The sequence below is a fragment of the Pseudomonas sp. UME65 genome (genome assembly GCF_014170225.1).
GTDB lineage: Bacteria > Pseudomonadota > Gammaproteobacteria > Pseudomonadales > Pseudomonadaceae > Aquipseudomonas > Aquipseudomonas protegens.
The window spans coordinates 663,182-681,493 of sequence record NZ_LZZQ01000016.1 but is presented as its reverse complement, the minus strand read 5'-3'; the positions used below and the strand labels follow the sequence as shown (position 1 = coordinate 681,493).

The following is an 18,312-nucleotide window of genomic DNA, read 5'->3' as shown; positions in this document are numbered from 1 at the left end:
TCGGATTTCCCGTCGAAAGGTAGAACCATGAGCATCACCCAATTCAAGCAAACCGCCACCGCCACCCTGGCCGAATCGGCACCAGTAGCGGTGCCCCTGGGCACTCCGGTGGCCGTGACCTCGGTGACCGCCGTCGAACGCAACGACGGGGTCGAGACCGGCATCTGGGAATGCACCCCGGGGCGCTGGCGGCGGCAGATCGTGGCCCAGGAGTTCTGCCACTTCATCCAGGGCCGTTGCACCTTCACCCCGGACAACGGCGAAACCCTGCACATAGAAGCCGGCGATGCACTGATGTTGCCGGCCAACAGCACTGGGATCTGGGATATCCAGGAAACGGTGCGCAAGACCTACGTCTTGATTTTCTGATCCCTTGATTGCCTGCCAACAACAAAACCAGCCACAGGTATCGACTCATGATCCGCAAGACTTGCGCGTTGCTATTGCTCAGCCCGTTGTTCCTGGCCACGTCCCTGGCCCAGGCCGATACGGTGAAGATCTACAACTGGTCGGACTACATCGCCCCGGACACCACCAAGGCCTTCCAGAAGGAAACCGGGATTGGTTTCACCTACGACGTCTATGACAGCAACGAGACCCTGGACGGCAAGTTGATGACCGGAAAATCCGGGTATGACGTGGTGTTTCCTTCCAACCACTTCATGGCCCGGCAGATTCAGGGCGGGGCACTGAAGAAGCTCGACAAGAGCCAGCTGCCCAACTGGAAGAACCTCAACCCGGTGCTGCTCAAGGCCCTGGAGGTCAACGACCCGGGCAACCAGCACGGCTTCCCCTACCTCTGGGGCAGCACCGGCATTGGCTACAACGTGGCCAAGATCAAGGAAGTGCTGGGCAACGATGCCCCACTGGATTCCTGGGACCTGATCTTCAAGCCCGAGTACATGCAGAAGCTGCAGAAGTGCGGGGTGGCGATCCTCGACAACGGCCCGGAACTGATCCCTACCGCTCTCAATTACCTCGGGCTGGCGCACCACAGCAAGAACCCGGCTGACTACAAGCAGGCCGAGGCGTTGCTGATGAAGGTCCGGCCTTATGTCAGCTACTTCCACTCGTCGAAGTACACCAGCGACCTGGCCAACGGCAATATCTGCGTGGCGGTGGGATTCTCCGGCGACATCCTGCAAGCGGAAAGCCGTGCCAGGGAGGCGAAGAACGGGGTGGAGATCGGCTACTCGATTCCCAAGGAAGGCTCGCCGATCTGGTTCGACATGGTGGCCATGCCAGTGGATGCCCCGGATGAGCAGGCCGGCTATGCCTTCATGAACTACCTGCTGCGCCCCGAAGTGATGGCCGGCGTGAGCAACTACGTGCACTACGCCAATGGCAACCTGCAGGCCGACAGCCTGATCGACCCGGCCATCAAGAACGACACCAAGGTCTATCCGAGCCCGGAAATGATGGACAAGCTGTTTGCCCTGGAGGCCATGCCGCTGGACATCGACCGCATCCGCACCCGCCTGTGGAACAAGATCCGCAGCGGCAGCTGACCTGGCCCCTTCGTAGGAGCCGGCTTGCCGGCGAAGAGGGCCTCAAGCCCTGTGTTGCGCTCGGGGTCGCCTTCGCTGGCAGGCCAGCTCCTACGCCCGTCGTTCTCCATGGAGGGCGCCAGCCGGTCCGCCTCTTAGGTGCCGGTGTGGGGGGCGGCAGTTTCTATAGCTGGGTGTTTTCCGGGAGCAGGGCGCCGCCATCCACCACCAGGGTCTGGCCGGTGATATAGCCCGCTTGCCGTGACGCCAGGAACAGCATGGCCCAGGCAATATCCTCGGCACTGCCCAGGCGCTTCAGGGGAATGCTCGAAGCCAGGGTCGAAGCGTCGCCGAGATTGTCCATGGCCTGGGTGGCAATCAGCCCGGGCTCCACGCCGTTGACCGTGATTGCATATTCCGCCAGCTCCAGCGCGGCAGCGCGGATAAAACCATTGACCCCGGCCTTGGAGGCCGCGTAGTGGGCGAGCCCGGGAATCGCCGTGCGCGGGCCGGTGACCGAGGAGGTGATGACGATCCTCGGCTGCTGGGACCGGCGCAACGCCGGCAAGGCGGCCCGGGTCAGCCAGAAGCAGCTTTTCAGGTTCACCGCCAGGGTGCTGTCCAGGGTTTCATCCTCCAGTTCGGCCAGCTTCTGCATCGGAAAGATCGCGGCATTGTGCAGCAGCAGGTCGAGGCCGCCGAAGGCCTCCAGGGTTGCCGCCACTGCCTGTTCGGCGGCATTGCGGGTGCCCAGGTCCACAGGCAGCAGTTCGGCGGTGCCGCCGGCTTGGCGAATCAGCCGCAGGGTTTCATCGCCTGATGCCGCGCTGCGGGTCGCCAGCATGACGCTGGCCCCCTGGGCGGCGAACAGTTGGGCGATGGCCCGGCCGATGCCCTGGCCGGAACCGGTGACCAGGGCGATGCGCCCACGCAGATCCTGGTTCATGAGCCGGCTCCTGGCAGAACCTGGGCCAGGCACTGGTCCAGCAGGCGGTTGTGCAGGTCGACCTGCGCCTCGCTGGCGGTCGGGCACAGCAGCGCCATGTTGTGGAACGGCGTCAGCAACACCCCGCGATTGAGCAGGTACAGGTGCAGATAGGCTTCGATCAGCCCATGGCGGGCATGATGGGCCTCGCCGCCGTTGCGCGGAGGCTGCTGCATGAACAGGTATTCGACCCGGGCACCGATGCGGGTCACGTGCCAGGGCAGGCGGTGCTTGTGGATGATGGCTTCGACCCCGGCCCGCAGGCGCTCGGCGAGATGGAACATATGGGCGTAGCTGGCCTCGTTCATCACTTCGCTGAAGGTGGCGCGCATGGCCGCCATCTGCAGGGCGTTGCCGGCCAGAGTGCCGCCGAAGCCGAAATGGTTGATCGCCTGGCCCGGCTGGAAATGCGGCAGCACCTGCCAGATCCGTTCGGCCATGGCCTGGCTGGCGCCCCAGACCGCCGTGGGAATGCCACCGGCGATGGATTTGCCGAGAACGAAGAAGTCCGGCTGCAACCCGTGCTCGCCGCAATAGCCGCCGGGGCCGCAGGACAGGGTATGGGTCTCGTCCATGATCAGCGGCACCTCGTAGCGCCGGGTCAGCTCCCGCAGGCCATCATGAAAGCCCGGGGCTGGCGGCACCATGCCGACGTTGGTCATGAAGGGTTCGGTGAGTACCGCGGCCACGTCGCCATGGGCCAGGGCCGCTTCCAGGGCCGGCAGGTCGTTGAACTCCACCAGCCGCGTGGTGGCCTGGTGCTGCAGGCCGTTGGCGTGCACGCCGTCCCGCGGGATCATCTGGCCCTGGGCGTCGAACTCCACCTGGGACTCGTCGACGCTGCCGTGGTAGTTGCAGTTGAACACCAGGACCTTCTGCCGCCCGGTGATCATCCGGCACAGGCGCAGGACAAAACGGTTGGCGTCGGTGGCCGAGGTGGTGACCTGCCAGTAGGGCAGGCCAAAGCGCCGGGTCAGTTCCTTGCCGACCCACAGGCTGTCGGCCGTGGGCAGCATCAGGGTCGAACCATGCAGAGCCTGTTCGGCGATGGCAGCGGCGACCGCCGGTTGGGCGTGGCCGAACATCGCTCCGGTGTCACCCAGGGCAAAGTCCACGTAGTGATGACCGTCGCAATCGGTGAGGGTCGCGCCCTGGGCGTCGGCCACCATGATCGGGTAGGAGCCGGGCCATTGCTGCATCCAGTGCAAGGGCGCGCCGTACAGCCAATGCTGGAGGTTTTCCTGGTAGAAAGCGCCGGAGCGCGGGTGTTTCTCGGCAAACAGTTGCAGTTCGGTCTGGTAGCAACTGGCGACGCGTTGCAGATCGAGGCCCAGAGTCATGGCAGTGTCCTGTGAGGAAGAGGGCTGGCTGGCCCAGGTGCCGGCCTGGGCCGGCAGCCTGGAGCCAGGGGGCGGGTATCAGCGGTGCCGGGTACGGTTGAGCACCTCTGCCAGGGCTCCCACCGGAAAGTTGGCGGCGCTGCTGAAGTCGGCACCCTGGTAGCCGAAGATCTTGCCGTCGCTGCGACCGGCCTTGAGGTCGATCAGCACCAGGCCCAGGGTCGGGACGATCTTTTCTCGCCAGACGAACAGGTACAGCTGCTCGGCGATCTTGTAGTAGTGGCAGCGGTCGGTATCCGCCAGCCCCTGTTCGACGCCCCGCAGGCATTGCCAGCTGTAGAAGTTGGCATTCAGGTAGATGTGCTCGTAGGCCTCGCTGGCGCTGTAGATGTACCGGTTGCGCAGGCCCACCAGTTCATCGGTGGGTTCATGGCGTGGCGTGCTGGCGGTGACCGGCGTGTCGATGGCGCCGTGGAGAAACTGGGCCTTGACCGAGGTCAGCTCGCCACCGGCCAGGGCCCGGCTGAAAAGGTCGACGCTGGATTCGGCCTGGCTGGGCATCTGCCCGATGACGGCGCTGAAGCATTGCTGCTCAAGGTCCAGGACCAGGCTCACCGAGTGGATCTGCCCCTGTTCGTGCTTGAGGAAGTCCACCAGGTAGATGCCGGGGCGCAGGCAGGTTGCGCGATAGGGCAACTCGGCGCCGGCCGCTTCCCCGACGTTGTTCCAGCGCAGGGTGTGGGCGGCGAAATGGTGTTCGATCTGCCAGTGGTTGTCGAAGTGCAGGGTCAGGCGGCGACCGGCCAGGTCGTCGACCGCCGGGAGGATGTGATTGTCTTCGGCAAAGCCATCGGCGAGGGCTCCGACGGTGATCCATTCAGGTTGCGGGTTCATGGCAAGGCTCTTGTCAGCAAGGAGAGCTGCATGTTCGGCCGCCAGCCCCGGGTTGCCCATCAACCTTATGGTTGAAGTGCCCGGGCTTTACAGGAACAGCGCCCTGACCAGCTCCGTACGGTTACTGGCGCCGACCTTACGGAACAGGTTGATCAAGTGGGTCTTGACCGTGGGCAGGCCCAGGTCCAGGCGCCGGGCGATGGTCTTGTTGTCTGCGCCGTCGCGCAGCAGCCAGGCGATTTCCCGCTCTCGGGGTGTCAGGCCCGACAGGCGCTCATCGACCTGGGACCAGGGCGCCAGGGCGGCAATCTCCAGCAGGCCTTGCAAGGCATGCAGGGTGCCCAGTTCCTCCACGCTGAAGTGCCCCAGCCCGACGTCGCGCAGCAGCGACAGGCCGGCGACCGGCCGCTCGCCATCGCGGGCCAGGATTTCCACCACATCCAGTACCCCATGGCGCTGCAGGAACCCCTGATAAACCTCGCTCTCGTGATGGCCCTGGTGGGCCATGCCCATGTGCAGAGACAGCACCGGGCGCCCCGCCGCGGCGCAGTGACGGGGTTGCAGGGGGTCGTAGTGGCGAAAGTGCTGCAGGTAGGCCTGGTGCATCTGCTCCGGCATGCGGTACAGCGAAAAATCCCGGGCCTGCAGTTGGGCATCGATGCGGTAGAAGGCGCAGAGGCTGGCGGGTACTACCCGAGTGAAAGCGGCGATGCAGCGGTGGCCCAGTTCATGGGGGCCGGGCAGGGAGGCGGGTGCGTTCATCGGATGGCTCCTGGCTGGACCTGGGGCAGTGGCTCGGTGAAAGGGGCGCAAGGACGTGGGTTAATCCTGTCCGGAACCCGGACTGCCACAGTGAAACCCTGCTGGGCGTGCCTGGCAAGCCTCCAGCGCTGCAGGCTGCGATCGTGATTGCCTCGATCGCAGCCTGCGGCCGGGGTTAGCGGCGGGCCTTGCTCAAGCCTTCGGCCAGGGCGTCGACTATGGCATCGGCCTGTGCCTGCTGGATTACCAGGGGCGGCGAGAGAATGATCTTGGTGCCCACCGGGCGCACCATGACCCCGTTGTCCCGGGCGATCTGTGCCACCTGATTGGCGTAGCCGCTCATGGGGTCGATGGGTTCGCGGGTGCTCTTGTCCGCCACCAGGTCCAGGGCCAGCATCAGGCCCTTGCCGCGCACTTCGCCGACGGTGTCGAAGCGCTCGACGAAGGGCTGCAGCTTGTCGAGCATGTAGTCGCCCATTTTCGCGGCGTTGGCCGGCAGGTCCTCCTTGACCACGATGTCCAGGCACGCCAGGGCGGCGGCGCAGGCTACCGGGTGCCCGGAGTAGGTGTAGCCATGCATGATGGCCCCGGTGAAGTTGGCGTTCTTCTCGAAGGCTTCCTCGATGCGCCGGTTGACCACCGTGGCACCCAGGGGGATGTAGCCCGAGGTGATGCCCTTGGCCAGGCACATGATGTCGGGCTTGACGCCCCACAGGCGGCTGCCGAACATCGAGCCGCTGCGACCGAAGCCGGTGACCACTTCGTCGGCGATCAGCAATACGCCGTACTTGTCGCAGACTTCGCGGATCAGCGGCCAGTAGTTGGCCGGTGGCACTATCACGCCGCCAGCGCCCTGGATCGGCTCGGCAATGAAGGCGGCGACGGTGTCCGGGCTCTGGAACTGGATTTCCCGCTCCAGCAGGTCGGCGCAGATCTTGCCCAGTTCTTCCGGGTCCTGGCTGTAGGGGTTGCGGTACAGCCAGGGGGTATCGATGTGGTAGCAGCCCGGCAGCAGCGGCTCGTAGTTGCGGCGGAACACCGTGTTGCCATTGACCGAGGCGCCACCGAAGTGGGTGCCGTGGTAGCCCTGGCGCAGGGAAATGAACTTGGTGCGGTCGGCCTGGCCTTCGAGCTTCCAGTACTGGCGGGCCAGCTTCAAAGCGCTTTCGATGGCGTCCGAGCCGCCGGAGCTGAAGGCCACCCGGCGCATGTCCTCGGGTTCCAGCAGGTTCATCACCACCCGCGACAGTTCTTCGGCCCGGGGATGGCTGACCCCGTCGAACAGCTGGAAGTATTCCAGTTCATCAAGTTGCGCGGTGATCGCCGCCTTCACTTCCTTGCGGTTGTGGCCGACGTTGACGTTCCACAACCCGGCAACGCCATCCACCAGCTGGTGGCCCTTGTCGTCATACACATAGCAGCCGTCGCCACGGACGATGCGGATCGGCTCGCGTTGCTTCATTTCGTTGGGGTGCAGCATGGGGTGCCAGAAACGGCTTGGTTCGCTCACGTTGAGTCTCCTGATAACGCACGGACAGCGTGGAGATATTAGTGCGTCATTTATGCGCCCCTGGCTTGCCTCTGTGTGCCAGGGCACTTGACCCAGGCTGCCAGTGGCGGGTTTGCGGGCCTGTTCGCTGGCCAATGGCGCGCACCTGCAGGGGCTGGCTTGCCAGCGAAGGCCCTGGCGGGGCTGGCAGCCAGGGCCAAGTTTCGCGGCAGCCAGGGTCAAGACGGCGTGCGCCTTTGCGCTCAAAGTCCATCTCGAACTAGGTCTACCTGCGAGGATTCAAGATGAGCGTTGCCATCGACCCACGTGTCGCTGCATTCATAGACAGTCAGCATGGCCTGCTGATCGACGGTCACAGCCAGCCGGCCCTCAGCGGTGCGCGGATGGCGGTGTACAACCCCGCCAGTGGCGAACAATTGGCCGAGGTCGCGGCAGCTGCCCAGGCCGATATCGACCTGGCGGTGAACGCCGCACGTCGGGCCTTCGAGGGTAGCTGGAAGGCGCAGCGCCCCGCCGACCGCGAGCGCCTGCTGCTGAAGCTGGCGGACCTGCTGGAAGCCAATGGCGAGGAACTGGCGCAACTGGAAACCCTCAATAACGGCCAGTCGATCCACCTGGCCCGGGCCCTGGAGGTGGGAGCGGCCGCGGAGTTCACCCGCTACATGGCCGGCTGGGCCACCAAGATCGAGGGCAAGAGCCTGGATGTCTCCATCGCCGCAGTGCCCGGGGCGCAGTACCGGGCCTACACCGTGCCGGAGCCGGTGGGCGTGGTGGGGGCCATAGTGCCGTGGAACTTCCCGCTGCTGATGGCCATCTGGAAAATCGTTCCGGCCCTGGTCTGTGGCTGCACCGTGGTGCTCAAGCCGGCGGACGAAACCCCGCTGACCGCGTTGCGCCTGGGCCAGTTGTGCCTGGAAGCGGGGATCGCCCCCGGGGTGGTCAACGTGGTCACCGGCAGTGGCGCCCAGGCCGGCGCGGCCCTGGCCGCCCATTCGGGAATCGACAAGCTGGCGTTCACCGGCTCGACCCAGGTGGGCAAGCTGATCGGCCATGCCGCGGTGGACAACATGACCCGTTTTTCCCTGGAGCTGGGCGGCAAATCGCCGGTGATCGTGCTTGACGACTGCGACCCGCAGACCGCTGCCGCCGGCGCAGCCGGGGCGATCTTCTTCAACCAGGGGCAGGTGTGCACGGCGGGTTCGCGGCTTTACATCCAGCGCCGTATCTATAACGAGGTGCTGGAGCGCCTGGTGGCCATTGCCGGATCCCTGAGCATCGGGCCGGGGCTGGACGAGCAGGCACAGATCAATCCGCTGATTTCCGCCAAGCAGCAAAAACGCGTGCTGCAGATGGTCCAGCGCGGAGTCGAAGAGGGCGCCCGGCTGCTCTGTGGCGGTGTCGCCCATGGCGAGCGGGGCTTCTATGTGCGCCCGACGGTGGTGGCCGATGTGCACGCCGACCAGCAACTGGTGCGCGAGGAGATCTTCGGCCCGGTGGTGGTGGCCACGCCGTTCGACACCCTGGACGAAGTGGTGGGCCTGGCCAATGACAACCAGTACGGGCTGGGGGCGAGCATCTGGTCCAACGACCTGGGGCGGGTCATGCAGCTGATTCCGCAGATCAAGGCCGGCACTGTCTGGGTCAACACCCACAACATGCTGGACCCGTCGATGCCCTTCGGTGGCTACAAGCAGTCGGGCATCGGTCGCGAGATGGGCCATGCGGCCATCGAGGCCTACACCGAGAACAAGTCGGTGTGCATCGCTTATTGAGCCGAACGCCTTCGCCGGCCAGCCGGCCCCTGCGGGGGCAGGGCCAACCGGTTTACTGTAGGAGCCGGCTGGCCGACGAAGAGGCCCCTGGATTGGGCGGTGATCTTGCCGACGCCTTCGTGGCGAGCCAGCGCCTACAGGGTGTGAACATGAAGACAGCTGCGTCAGACAGCCAAGCACTCCGCCATCAGGCGTGCCCTTGAAATGCCTAGAACAACAATCATCAACCCATGCTTTCGAGGTTTACCACCATGTCGCTCAACGACAGACTCAGCCGCCACCTGGATCAAGGTGTAGTCGGCTTTCCCACGGCCCTGGCCAGTGCCGTGGGCTTGATCATGGCCAGCCCGGTGATCCTCACGGCCACCACGGGCTTTGGTATCGGCGGTGGCGCCTTTGCCATGGCGATGGTGATCGCCCTGGTGATGATGCTGGCGCAATCGACCACCTTCGCCGAAGCGGCCTGCCTGCTGCCCACCAACGGTTCGGTCTATGACTATCTGGCCTGTGGCCTGGGGCGTTTTTTCGCCATCACCGGGACCTTGTCCGCCTACCTGATCGTGCACGTGTTCGCCGGCACCGCGGAGACCATTCTCAGTGGAGTCATGGCCCTGGTTAACTTCGAGTCCCTCAACACCCTGCTGGAGCAGAGCGGCAGTGCCTGGCTGGTGGGGGTGGGGCTGGTGCTGTTCTTCGGTGCGCTGAACGCCGTGGGCATCACCGCCTTCAGCCGTGCCGAGGTGATCCTGACCTTCGGCATGTGGACCACCCTGATCATCTTTGGCGTGCTCGGGGTGCTCAAGGCACCGGCGGTGCAGCTCGATGGCTGGTTCGGCGCCTCGATGGTGGGTACCGACCTGCCGACCATCCTGTCCCTGGTGGGCATGGCCATGTTCATGTTCGTCGGCTGTGAATTCGTCACGCCCCTGACGCCGGATGTGCGCAAGGCCGCCAAGACCATTCCTCGGGCCATGGCCCTGGGGCTGGTGGGGGTAGCGGTGTGCATGTTCATCTATGGCGCGGCGATGAAGCGCCAGGTGGAAAACATCGCCCTGAGCGAGGATGGCAGCGTGCACCTGCTGGATACGCCCATGGCCATTCCGCATTTTGCCGAGCAGATCATGGGGCCCTTCGGCCGTATCTGGCTGGGCATCGGCCTGCTGTTCGCCGGCGCCGCCACCATCAACACGCTGATGGCCGGCTTGCCGCGGATCCTTTACGGCATGGCTCTGGATGGGGCGTTGCCGAAGGTCTTCACTTACCTGCACCCGCGCTTCAAGACGCCGTTGCTGTGCATTGCCGTAGCCGTGCTGATTCCCTGCCTGCATGCCTGGTGGCTGGGGGGCAGCACCGACAGCATCATGCACCTGGTGTTGGCGGCGGTCTGTGCCTGGAGCACTGCCTATCTGCTGGTCACCCTGTCAGTGGTGATGCTGCGCATTCGCCGGCCGGACCTGCCCCGGGCCTACAAGTCGCCGTGGTTTCCGCTGCCGCAGATCCTGTCTTCGGTGGGCATCCTGCTGGGCATGTGGTTCATCACGCCGCCGGGCATGAATCCGCGGGACATCTATGTGCCTTTCGGCAGCATGCTGGGCCTGACCGCGATCTATGCGCTGGTCTGGACCCTGCTGGTGCAGAAGGTCAATCCGTTTCGCCCGGTGCCGGTGGAGGAGGTGCTGGAACAGGCGCTGGGCCTGAATCCGGATACCGCCCATAACCTACGGGAGAGCGCGCCTGATGAATCTTTCAAGCTGGCGGCAAAACCTCTTTGAACTGTGGAACCGCGCGCCATCGGGCTATCGCCCGGGGCTGACCCTGGGGCAGTTGCGTCGGGATCTGGCGGGGCTCGATTTCACTCCACGGAGCCAGGTGCAGGGCGGTTTTCATTGCCCGCAAAACGGTTTGAGGTTCGAGGTGCAAGAGCGCGCCCAGGCGCAGTTCCTGATGCATATCGTGGCCTGTGAGTGGCGCCTGCCGGTGCCTTGTGACAGGGCCCGGCAGGTGCGGATCCGTCTGCGTCACACTGGCACGATCCGCCGCCAGGGCGTCGCAGCTCGGCTGCTCACGGGGGAGGACGCTGAATGGGCGCCGCTGCTGCAGCGCCTGTGCAGTGACCAGCGCTTGCTGGAGCACCTGTTGCCCCTGGATTTCAAACACCTGGAATTGCGGCGCGATGCCCAGGGCTGGCAGGTGCACCTGGAGCATTTCGGCGCCAGCGAAGTGGTCAACCGCCTGCCCGGGTTCCGCCGCTATATCCGCTTGAGCGCTGAACAGCGGGCGGCGCTACTGGGCAGCTTCACTGAGTTGTACAAGCTACTGCGAGATTTCTGAGGGACATAACCGTAAGCGCTGGCATACAGCCTGCTTAAGCCATAACAGACTATCCATGCTGTCAGGCGCCTTGCCTGGCAAATAGATAACATGTTAATGATATCGCCATAACAACAAAGGCGGTTGGAACCGGCTTCTGGAGGTGCACAGTGCTTGCTTCGCATAGTTTCAGTTCCTGGGTGGGCGCCCTGCAGGGCGTCTGCGGTCGATTCGATGCCCGTCCGGCGCGCAATCCCGCCTTGTTCATTGGTGAAGTGGGCATGCAGGATTACGCCGGGCTGGAGGTGGCGCAGATCCGCACCAACGCCGGGCTGATCTCCCGCCAGAGCACCAAGGTCGATCATGAGGACGATCGCCATTGCTTCCTCATCATCCAGCGCAGCGGCCATGCGCGCTTGAGCCAGGGCGGCGAAAGTGTCGAACTGGCCCCGGGGGACATGGCGCTGCTGGACTCCGCCGGAGCCTGCGAGATCGTGCCCCATGGCCTGATCGAGCATGCTTCGTTCCATCTGTGCCGGGAGGAGGTCTACCGCCACCTGCCGGCCCAGCAGCGCAAGTTCGGCAAGCTGTCGCAAAATTGCGCCAGCGGGCGCCTGATGCGTTTGCTGGTGGAGCAGATCTGCGCCGGCGAATTGCAGGGTTGTGCGGCCCAGCAGGAAGGGCAGGCCTTGCAGGAAGCCCTGATTGCTCTGCTCGGTCCGACCTTGCGCCAGACCGTCAACAGCCTGGACGGCTTTGACGAGGGCCTGCATGGCGGATGCCTGCGTGATCAGGCGCGGCAGTTGATCAGCCAGTCCCTCAATGAGCCGGGCCTGACTCCGGTATCACTGGCCGGCCAGCTGAATATCTCGGTGCGCCAGCTGTACCGGTTGTTCGAGGAGCAGGGGGACAGCGTTTGCCGCTTCATCCAGCGCTCGCGGCTCAAGCGCAGCGCCGCGGACCTGAGCAATCCGCACCTGCGCAACGAATCCATCACCGACATTGCCTTCAAATGGGGCTTCACCGATTCGGCGCATTTCAGCCGCACCTTCAAGAAGCATTTCGAACAATCGCCCCGGGATTTCCGCGCCCGGTCCCTGAACGCCTGACGGCATGGCCCTTGCGGCCGCCGTCGCTGCCGGCGGCCGCACCGCAAGGCATGCGTCGCTCTTGAATGCGCCTTCGCCTGTAGGAGCCGGCTTGCCGGCGAAGAGGGCCGTAAGGCATGCGCCGCTCTTGAATGCGCCTTCGCCTGTAGGAGCCGGCTTGCCGGCGAAGAGGGCCGCAAGGCATGCGCCGCTCTTGAATGCGCCTTCGTCTGTAGGAGCCGGCTTGCCGGCGAAGAAGGCCGTCAGGCATGCGTCGCTCTTGAATGCGCCTTCGCCTGTAGGAGCCGGCTTGCCGGCGAAGAAGGCCGTCAGGCATGCGCCGCTCTTGAATGCGCCTTCGCTGGCAAGCCAGCTCCTACCGATAGCAGATAGCAGATAGCAGGTAGCGGATGACGGGCGGCGGATGGCCGCTGGCAGACCGGCAATCACGGATTTTCCAGGTCGTGCCCCAGGGATTGGATAAACAGCGAGAACAGCTCCGGCTGGCTGGAGATATCCAGCTTGGCGTAGAGGTGGCGGCGGTGGACCTTGATGGTGTCCGGCGAGATCTTCAGCCGTTCCGCCATGGCCTTTGAAGAAAATCCCCGGAGGATCAGGCGGGCTATCTCCAGCTCCCGCTCCGAAAGTACGGCGCTGCCGAAATGGCTCAGGGCGTCGCGGATCTGGCTGGCCATTTCCTGGGGCGCAGGGCCTTGGGGGCGGGCCTGGCTGTGTTGCCAGTGCTGCTCCATCAGCGGCAGTACCCAGGCTGAAAAGGTGGTGAGCAGGCCGATCTCGTCGTGGCTGAAGACGCGCTGGCTGCCCAGGGAAAGCGACAGGGTGCCAGCCTCGGGCAGTTGCAGAATCAACTGCACTTCGTCTTCCAGGACGTTGTCGTGGAAGTAGCTGAGAAAGTATTCGCTCTGGCGGAAATGGTCCGGGGCCACTTCTTCCAGGCGGTACAGGCCGCTGGGGTAGCCTTCGCGACAGGCCTGGAAGAAGGGGTCCAGCAGGTACAGGCCGTTGAGGTAGGTGAGCATGGACGCCGGCTTGCTGCTGGGTTCGGCGTCATATTCCTCCAGGGCCCGGGGCGGGCCGTCCAGCGGGTAGAAGATCGCCAGGGCGTTGTCGAACGGCGTAGCCTGGTGCAGCAGCAGGATCAGCTGTTTCCAGAAGCGTGGATTGCCGATCAATGTGAGGGTGCGGCCCAGGCCGGCATGCAGGCCCACTTCCCTGAACAGGTTACTCAAAGGCGTTGCTCCGTTGATCCGCTGAAATGTCGTGGCCCGGTTTCGTCGATTTAACCGCCGTCGTCAAGGGGAGTACTCCAATAGGGGAATTGGGTGATGGTCTGCATCTGCCTAGAGTAGCTCCCAGCAAGTGCGCCCCAGAACGCACCCGCCCGATGAATTTCGTTTCTGCCTCAGACCAACAATAAACACGAGGATAACGATATGAGCTCTCCCTCTGCGCCCGACGGTGCGCTGAAACCTACCTTGAGTGTGTTCGATGTGGTGGCCATCACCGTGTCCGGTGTGACCCCCGCCAGTTCAGTGTTCGTGATCGCCCCCTTCGCCATCCATCAGGCCGGTAGCGGGGTGTTCCTGGCCTTCGTCATGGCCGGGTTGCTGGCCCTGATGTTTGCCTTTTGCTACGCCGAGCTGGGCCGCGCCCACAACAGCGCCGGCGGCGAGTATGTATACGCCAAGCGAGTGTTCGGCGGCATGGCCGGTTATGCCACCTTCCTCACGGTGCTGGTGATGCTGCTGTTCATTCCGCCGGTGCTGGCCACTGGTGCCGCCACCTACCTGAACAATGCCCTGGGCACGAACTTCGATTCCCAGACCGTGGCCCTGGTGATCGTGGTCTGCAGTTACCTGCTGGGCATCCTCAATATCAAGCTCAATGCCTGGATCACCGGCACGTGCCTGCTGCTGGAAGTGGCGGCCTTGCTGGTGATCGTCTGGCTCGGCTTCGGCAATGCCTCGCAGCCGGTGAGCATTCTGCTGCAACCGCAGATCGTCGATCACGGCGCCTTGCAACTGGCGCCCTGGGCACTGGTGATCGGCGCGGTGGGCATCGGCCTGTTTTCCTACAACGGCTACGGCCCGGCGGTGCTGCTGGCCGAAGACATGAAATGCAAGGGCCGCGGGGTGCACAAGGCGGTGCTGTGGTCCCTGGTGCTGGTGGTGATCATCGAACTGGTGCCGCTCACCGCGCTGCTGATCGGCGCGCCGTCCTTGAGCGCGATGCTCGCCAGCCCCGACCCCATCGGTTACCTGCTCACCAGCCATGGCAACGAGACCCTGGCCCGGGTGGTCAGCGGCGGGATTTTCCTTTCGGTGTTCAATGCCATTGTCGCCATCGTCATCCAGATCGGTCGGGTGGTGTTCAGCAGTGGCCGCGATGCGCTGTGGACGCCCACTATCAATCGCCTGTTCACCCGCATTCACCCGCGCTGGGATTCACCCTGGCTGGCGACCCTGTTCCTGGCCATTCCCTCGGCGGTGCTGAGCTTCAGCTCGAACCTGGCGGACCTGACGTCCTTCAGCGTGCTGCTGATCATGCTGGTGTACCTGATCGTCGCCCTCAGCGCGCTGATGAGCCGGGTACTGCTGCGCGACCGCGAGCATCCCTACCGCATGCCGCTGTGGCCGCTGCCGGCCTTGCTGGCGGTGCTCGGCGCGGGTTACCTGCTGGTCAATCTGTTCCTCGAAGCGTCCCTGCGGGACATCATGGTCATCATCGGACTGCTGGCGCTGTCGGTGATTCTTTATGGCACCAACGGCCGGTACAGCCCGGCGTTTCAGAAACTGTAAGGAGTGGTTATGCGAGCACGTCAATTGGGCATCCGCCTGGGCCTGGGGACGCCAGGCCCGTTCAATGCGATCACCGATGTTCCCGGGGTGCGGGTCGGCCACAGCACCTTGAATGCCAGTGTGGACGGCAAGCAGGTGCGCACTGGGGTTACCCTGGTCCAGCCCCGGGCCGGGCACGCCCGCCAGCAGCCGTGCTTTGCCGGTTGCCATGTGCTCAACGGCAATGGCGATGCCACGGGCCTGGAGTGGATTCGCGAGGCCGGCACCCTGACCACGCCGCTGGCGATCACCAACACCCACAGTGTGGGCGTGGTGCGCGATGCCTTGATCGCCCTGGAGCGCGAGGCGTTGCAAGACCCGGCGGTGTACTGGTGCATGCCAGTGGTGATGGAAACCTACGACGGCCTGTTGAATGACATCTGGGGCCAGCATGTGGGGGTGCAGCAGGTGCGCGAAGCCATGGCCTGCGCCGAGTCCGGGCCGGTGGCCGAGGGCGCGGTCGGCGGCGGGACCGGGATGATCTGCCATGAGTTCAAGGGCGGCATCGGTACGGCGTCGCGGCGGCTGACGGTCGAGCAGGGCGGCTACACCGTCGGCGCCCTGGTCCAGGCCAACCACGGCAAACGCGAGGAACTGCGGGTCGATGGCTATCCAGTGGGGCGCCGGCTGGGGCATATCCCTTCGCCGTTTGCCGAGCGCGGGACCCCGGGCATGGGCTCGATCGTGGTGATACTGGCCACCGATGCGCCGCTGTTGCCGCACCAGTGCCAGCGCCTGGCCCAGCGCGCATCCATCGGCATCGCCCGCACCGGCGGAGGCACCGAGGATTCCAGCGGCGATATCTTCCTGGCCTTTGCCACGGGAAACCGGGACTTGCCGACGGCGGACTACGGGCGCAAGGGCCTGGGTTTCAGCACGCCGCTGGCGATGCTCAACAACGATCACATCTCGCCCTTGTTCAGCGCAGCCGCCGAAGCGGTGGAGGAAGCCATCATCAACGCCCTGCTGGCGGGGGTGCCCATGACCAGCACCGACGGCGTGCAAGTGCCGGCCCTGACTGCGCAAGTGTTGCTGGAAACATTGGAACTAACTGGTTGGAACAGAAGTTAACGGACTAAGAAGTGCGACGCGGTCGACATAACTGTTTATATGGATATTTAATAATTAAATTGTAGATTGTCGGACAATGACTGCCGTTAATCAGTTGGAAAAGAATCTTTCGACTGTACAGTCATTGTTTGCTGGAGTTCGCTGGAACAGTGAGATTTGACGTCAAAAAAGTAGTGGACGCCTGATTTCAAATTGTGTCAGTTTTCTTGCGCCTGCTTAGGGCGAGTGATAGGACGATCTCGCCAGGGATTGTCGCTATCTGACAAAAACTGTTCCATTGATTACAAGGAAGTGTGTTTATGTCGAAAGTAACAGAGAACGCTATTGCATCTGCCGAACAACAACTGGTGCCTTTGGCCGCAGCAAGTTCGGCGTATAACCAGATCAATAGCTTCAGCCACCAATACGATCGTGGCGGCAATCTCACGGTCAATGGCAAACCTTCGTTCTCGGTCGATCAGGCCGCCACGCAACTGCTGCGTGACGGCGCTGCCTATAAGGACCTGAACGGTAACGGCAAGATCGATCTGACCTATACCTTCCTGACCTCGGCTTCCTCGAGCACCATGTACAAGCATGGCATCTCCGGGTTCAGCCAGTTCAGCGCCCAGCAGAAGGCCCAGGCAGTCCTGGCCATGCAGTCCTGGGCTGACGTGGCCAACGTCGTGTTTACCGAGAAAGCCTCGGGTGGCGACGCCCACATGACCTTCGGCAACTACAGCGGTGGCCAGGATGGCGCGGCGGCATTTGCCTACCTGCCAGGTACCGGCGCCGGCTACGACGGCACCTCGTGGTACCTGATCAACAGCAGCTACACCCAGAACAAGAACCCCGACCTGAACAACTATGGCCGTCAGACCCTGACCCATGAGATCGGTCACACCCTGGGCCTGGCTCACCCTGGCGACTACAACGCCGGCGAGGGCAACCCCAGCTACAAGGACGCCAGCTACGGCCAGGACACCCGTGGCTACAGCGTCATGAGCTACTGGAGTGAAAGCAATACCAGCCAGAACTTCAGTAAGGGCGGGGTCGAAGCCTATTCGTCCGGCCCGCTGATGGACGATATCGCGGCTATCCAGAAACTCTACGGTGCCAACTACAGCACCCGTGCCGGCGATACCACCTACGGCTTCAACTCCAACACCGGGCGTGATTTCTACAGCGCCAGCTCGTCTTCCGACAAGCTGGTGTTCTCGGTGTGGGACGGTGGCGGCAACGATACCCTGGATTTCTCCGGTTTCACCCAGAACCAGAAGATCAACCTCAATGAAGCCTCGTTCTCCGACGTTGGCGGCATGGTGGGTAACGTTTCCATCGCTCAGGGCGTGACCGTGGAGAACGCCATCGGCGGTTCGGGCAACGACCTGTTGATCGGCAACAACGCCGCCAACGTGCTCAAGGGGGGTGCCGGCAACGACATCATCTACGGCGCCGGCGGTGCAGATCAGCTGTGGGGCGGCTCGGGCTCGGACACCTTCGTGTTCGCCGCCAGCACCGACTCCAAGCCGGGTGCGGCCGACCAGATCATGGATTTTGTCAGCGGCCTGGACAAGATCGATCTGACCGGGATCACCAAGGGCGCCGGCCTGCACTTCGTCAACGCCTTCACCGGCGCGGCGGGTGACGCGATCCTCACCACCTCCGGGGGCGTGAGCACCTTGTCCGTGGACTTCTCCGGGCATGGCGTGGCGGACTTCCTGGTCAGCACCGTGGGCCAGGCAGCGGTCAGCGACATCGTCGCCTGAGTGAAATGAGCGCAGGGCCGCGCAGTCGAGCGGCTCTGCGTTCTTGCTTTGGGCCCTGGCCTGAGCGAGTCTACCGGGCGAACGGAGCACCCTATGACCCTGCATATTTCCTGTTGCCGGGCGGCCCGATGGCTGCTGGCGACACTGATGATCTTTTATGGAGCAATCACCATGGCAAGCAGCCTGCGCTTGGCGGACCCCTCGGAACTGGTTGGACATTGGCAGCTGCAACAGGCAGCCGCACCCGCTGAAGGTTGCACCCTGGACCTGCTGCACAACGCCGCCCTGGGCGACGGCGCCGACTGCCTGTCGAAATGGCTCGGGGAAGCCGCGGTGGGCTGGTTCCCGGAGCCCGATGGCATTGCCATTACCGGCCGCGAAGGCTCGAAAATCATTTTCTTCAGTCGCCAGAAAGAGGGCCTCTACGAAGCCCGCCTGAAAGCCGACGGTCTGATTGTGTTACAACGCGCCGCTAATTAAACGATGA

General features: G+C 63.9%; 16 protein-coding genes. 10 read left to right on the top strand and 6 right to left on the bottom strand.

What is annotated here, in order from left to right:
* Positions 1-27: 27 nt before the first annotated feature.
* Positions 28-369: a cupin domain-containing protein gene (locus A9971_RS28130; protein ID WP_019095326.1), complete on the top strand. Its 342-nt coding sequence runs from the start codon at positions 28-30 to the stop codon at positions 367-369.
* 47 nt (positions 370-416) lie between these two features.
* Positions 417-1,508: a polyamine ABC transporter substrate-binding protein gene (locus tag A9971_RS28125; protein WP_011061508.1), complete on the top strand. Its 1,092-nt coding sequence runs from the start codon at positions 417-419 to the stop codon at positions 1,506-1,508.
* 163 nt (positions 1,509-1,671) lie between these two features.
* Here the strand turns inward: A9971_RS28125 and A9971_RS28120 are convergent, their stop codons facing one another.
* The 5 genes from A9971_RS28120 to A9971_RS28100 all read right to left on the bottom strand — a co-directional run bounded on the left by A9971_RS28120 (position 1,672) and on the right by A9971_RS28100 (position 6,978).
* Entirely contained in the window at positions 1,672-2,433 is a 762-nt protein-coding gene (locus tag A9971_RS28120) for an SDR family oxidoreductase (protein ID WP_169891520.1), read from the bottom strand.
* Positions 2,430-3,812, bottom strand: coding sequence for an aspartate aminotransferase family protein (locus tag A9971_RS28115; RefSeq protein ID WP_183000257.1), 1,383 nt, complete (start codon positions 3,810-3,812; stop codon positions 2,430-2,432). Before A9971_RS28115 ends, A9971_RS28120 begins: the two co-directional genes overlap by 4 nt.
* Positions 3,813-3,890: 78 nt before the next feature.
* Positions 3,891-4,706: a molybdenum cofactor biosynthesis F family protein gene (locus A9971_RS28110; RefSeq protein WP_053151844.1), complete on the bottom strand. Its 816-nt coding sequence runs from the start codon at positions 4,704-4,706 to the stop codon at positions 3,891-3,893.
* Positions 4,707-4,793: 87 nt separating this feature from the next.
* Positions 4,794-5,468 carry a helix-turn-helix transcriptional regulator gene (locus A9971_RS28105; RefSeq protein ID WP_019095321.1) on the bottom strand — a complete coding sequence of 225 codons (675 nt, stop codon included), beginning with the start codon at positions 5,466-5,468 and terminating at the stop codon, positions 4,794-4,796.
* 175 nt (positions 5,469-5,643) lie between these two features.
* Entirely contained in the window at positions 5,644-6,978 is a 1,335-nt protein-coding gene (locus A9971_RS28100) for an aspartate aminotransferase family protein (RefSeq protein ID WP_015635765.1), read from the bottom strand.
* 284 nt (positions 6,979-7,262) lie between these two features.
* Between A9971_RS28100 and A9971_RS28095 the strand changes: the two genes are divergently transcribed.
* From A9971_RS28095 to feaR, 4 genes are all read left to right on the top strand, one after another.
* Positions 7,263-8,750: an aldehyde dehydrogenase gene (locus tag A9971_RS28095; protein WP_053151842.1), complete on the top strand. Its 1,488-nt coding sequence runs from the start codon at positions 7,263-7,265 to the stop codon at positions 8,748-8,750.
* A 251-nt stretch (positions 8,751-9,001) separates the two neighbouring features.
* Positions 9,002-10,522: an APC family permease gene (locus tag A9971_RS28090; protein ID WP_015635763.1), complete on the top strand. Its 1,521-nt coding sequence runs from the start codon at positions 9,002-9,004 to the stop codon at positions 10,520-10,522.
* A complete protein-coding gene (locus A9971_RS28085; RefSeq protein ID WP_183000256.1) occupies positions 10,488-11,081 on the top strand; it encodes a DUF3156 family protein in 594 nt (197 codons plus the stop codon). The genes A9971_RS28090 and A9971_RS28085 overlap by 35 nt, the downstream gene beginning before the upstream one ends.
* Positions 11,082-11,230: 149 nt before the next feature.
* A complete protein-coding gene (feaR, locus tag A9971_RS28080; RefSeq protein ID WP_019095317.1) occupies positions 11,231-12,169 on the top strand; it encodes a transcriptional regulator FeaR in 939 nt (312 codons plus the stop codon).
* 425 nt (positions 12,170-12,594) lie between these two features.
* Here feaR and A9971_RS28075 read toward each other — a convergent pair whose 3' ends face one another.
* Complete coding sequence (locus A9971_RS28075; protein WP_015635760.1) at positions 12,595-13,398, bottom strand: helix-turn-helix transcriptional regulator; 804 nt, start codon at positions 13,396-13,398, stop codon at positions 12,595-12,597.
* Positions 13,399-13,602: 204 nt separating this feature from the next.
* Between A9971_RS28075 and A9971_RS28070 the strand changes: the two genes are divergently transcribed.
* From A9971_RS28070 to A9971_RS28055, 4 genes are all read left to right on the top strand, one after another.
* Positions 13,603-14,967, top strand: a complete 1,365-nt coding sequence (locus tag A9971_RS28070) for an APC family permease (protein ID WP_011061496.1) — start codon at positions 13,603-13,605, stop codon at positions 14,965-14,967.
* Between the two features lie 9 nt (positions 14,968-14,976).
* Positions 14,977-16,077 carry a P1 family peptidase gene (locus A9971_RS28065; protein ID WP_183000255.1) on the top strand — a complete coding sequence of 367 codons (1,101 nt, stop codon included), beginning with the start codon at positions 14,977-14,979 and terminating at the stop codon, positions 16,075-16,077.
* Positions 16,078-16,376: 299 nt separating this feature from the next.
* Complete coding sequence (locus A9971_RS28060; RefSeq protein ID WP_011061494.1) at positions 16,377-17,825, top strand: serralysin family metalloprotease; 1,449 nt, start codon at positions 16,377-16,379, stop codon at positions 17,823-17,825.
* Positions 17,826-17,918: 93 nt separating this feature from the next.
* On the top strand, positions 17,919-18,305 hold the full coding sequence (locus A9971_RS28055; protein ID WP_011061493.1) for an AprI/Inh family metalloprotease inhibitor: 387 nt from the start codon (positions 17,919-17,921) through the stop codon (positions 18,303-18,305).
* Positions 18,306-18,312: the final 7 nt, after the last annotated feature.

Excerpts from the sequence above, each read along its gene's own strand:
- A9971_RS28130 (WP_019095326.1), top strand. The coding sequence starts at position 28 with ATGAGCATCACCCAATTCAAGCAAACCGCCACCGCCACCCTGGCCGAA.
- A9971_RS28065 (WP_183000255.1), top strand. The coding sequence starts at position 14,977 with ATGCGAGCACGTCAATTGGGCATCCGCCTGGGCCTGGGGACGCCAGGC.
- A9971_RS28105 (WP_019095321.1), bottom strand. The coding sequence starts at position 5,468 with ATGAACGCACCCGCCTCCCTGCCCGGCCCCCATGAACTGGGCCACCGC.
- A9971_RS28070 (WP_011061496.1), top strand. The coding sequence starts at position 13,603 with ATGAGCTCTCCCTCTGCGCCCGACGGTGCGCTGAAACCTACCTTGAGT.
- A9971_RS28085 (WP_183000256.1), top strand. The coding sequence starts at position 10,488 with ATGAATCTTTCAAGCTGGCGGCAAAACCTCTTTGAACTGTGGAACCGC.
- A9971_RS28120 (WP_169891520.1), bottom strand. The coding sequence starts at position 2,433 with ATGAACCAGGATCTGCGTGGGCGCATCGCCCTGGTCACCGGTTCCGGC.
- A9971_RS28055 (WP_011061493.1), top strand. The coding sequence starts at position 17,919 with ATGACCCTGCATATTTCCTGTTGCCGGGCGGCCCGATGGCTGCTGGCG.
- A9971_RS28115 (WP_183000257.1), bottom strand. The coding sequence starts at position 3,812 with ATGACTCTGGGCCTCGATCTGCAACGCGTCGCCAGTTGCTACCAGACC.
- A9971_RS28125 (WP_011061508.1), top strand. The coding sequence starts at position 417 with ATGATCCGCAAGACTTGCGCGTTGCTATTGCTCAGCCCGTTGTTCCTG.
- A9971_RS28060 (WP_011061494.1), top strand. The coding sequence starts at position 16,377 with ATGTCGAAAGTAACAGAGAACGCTATTGCATCTGCCGAACAACAACTG.
- A9971_RS28090 (WP_015635763.1), top strand. The coding sequence starts at position 9,002 with ATGTCGCTCAACGACAGACTCAGCCGCCACCTGGATCAAGGTGTAGTC.
- A9971_RS28095 (WP_053151842.1), top strand. The coding sequence starts at position 7,263 with ATGAGCGTTGCCATCGACCCACGTGTCGCTGCATTCATAGACAGTCAG.
- A9971_RS28110 (WP_053151844.1), bottom strand. The coding sequence starts at position 4,706 with ATGAACCCGCAACCTGAATGGATCACCGTCGGAGCCCTCGCCGATGGC.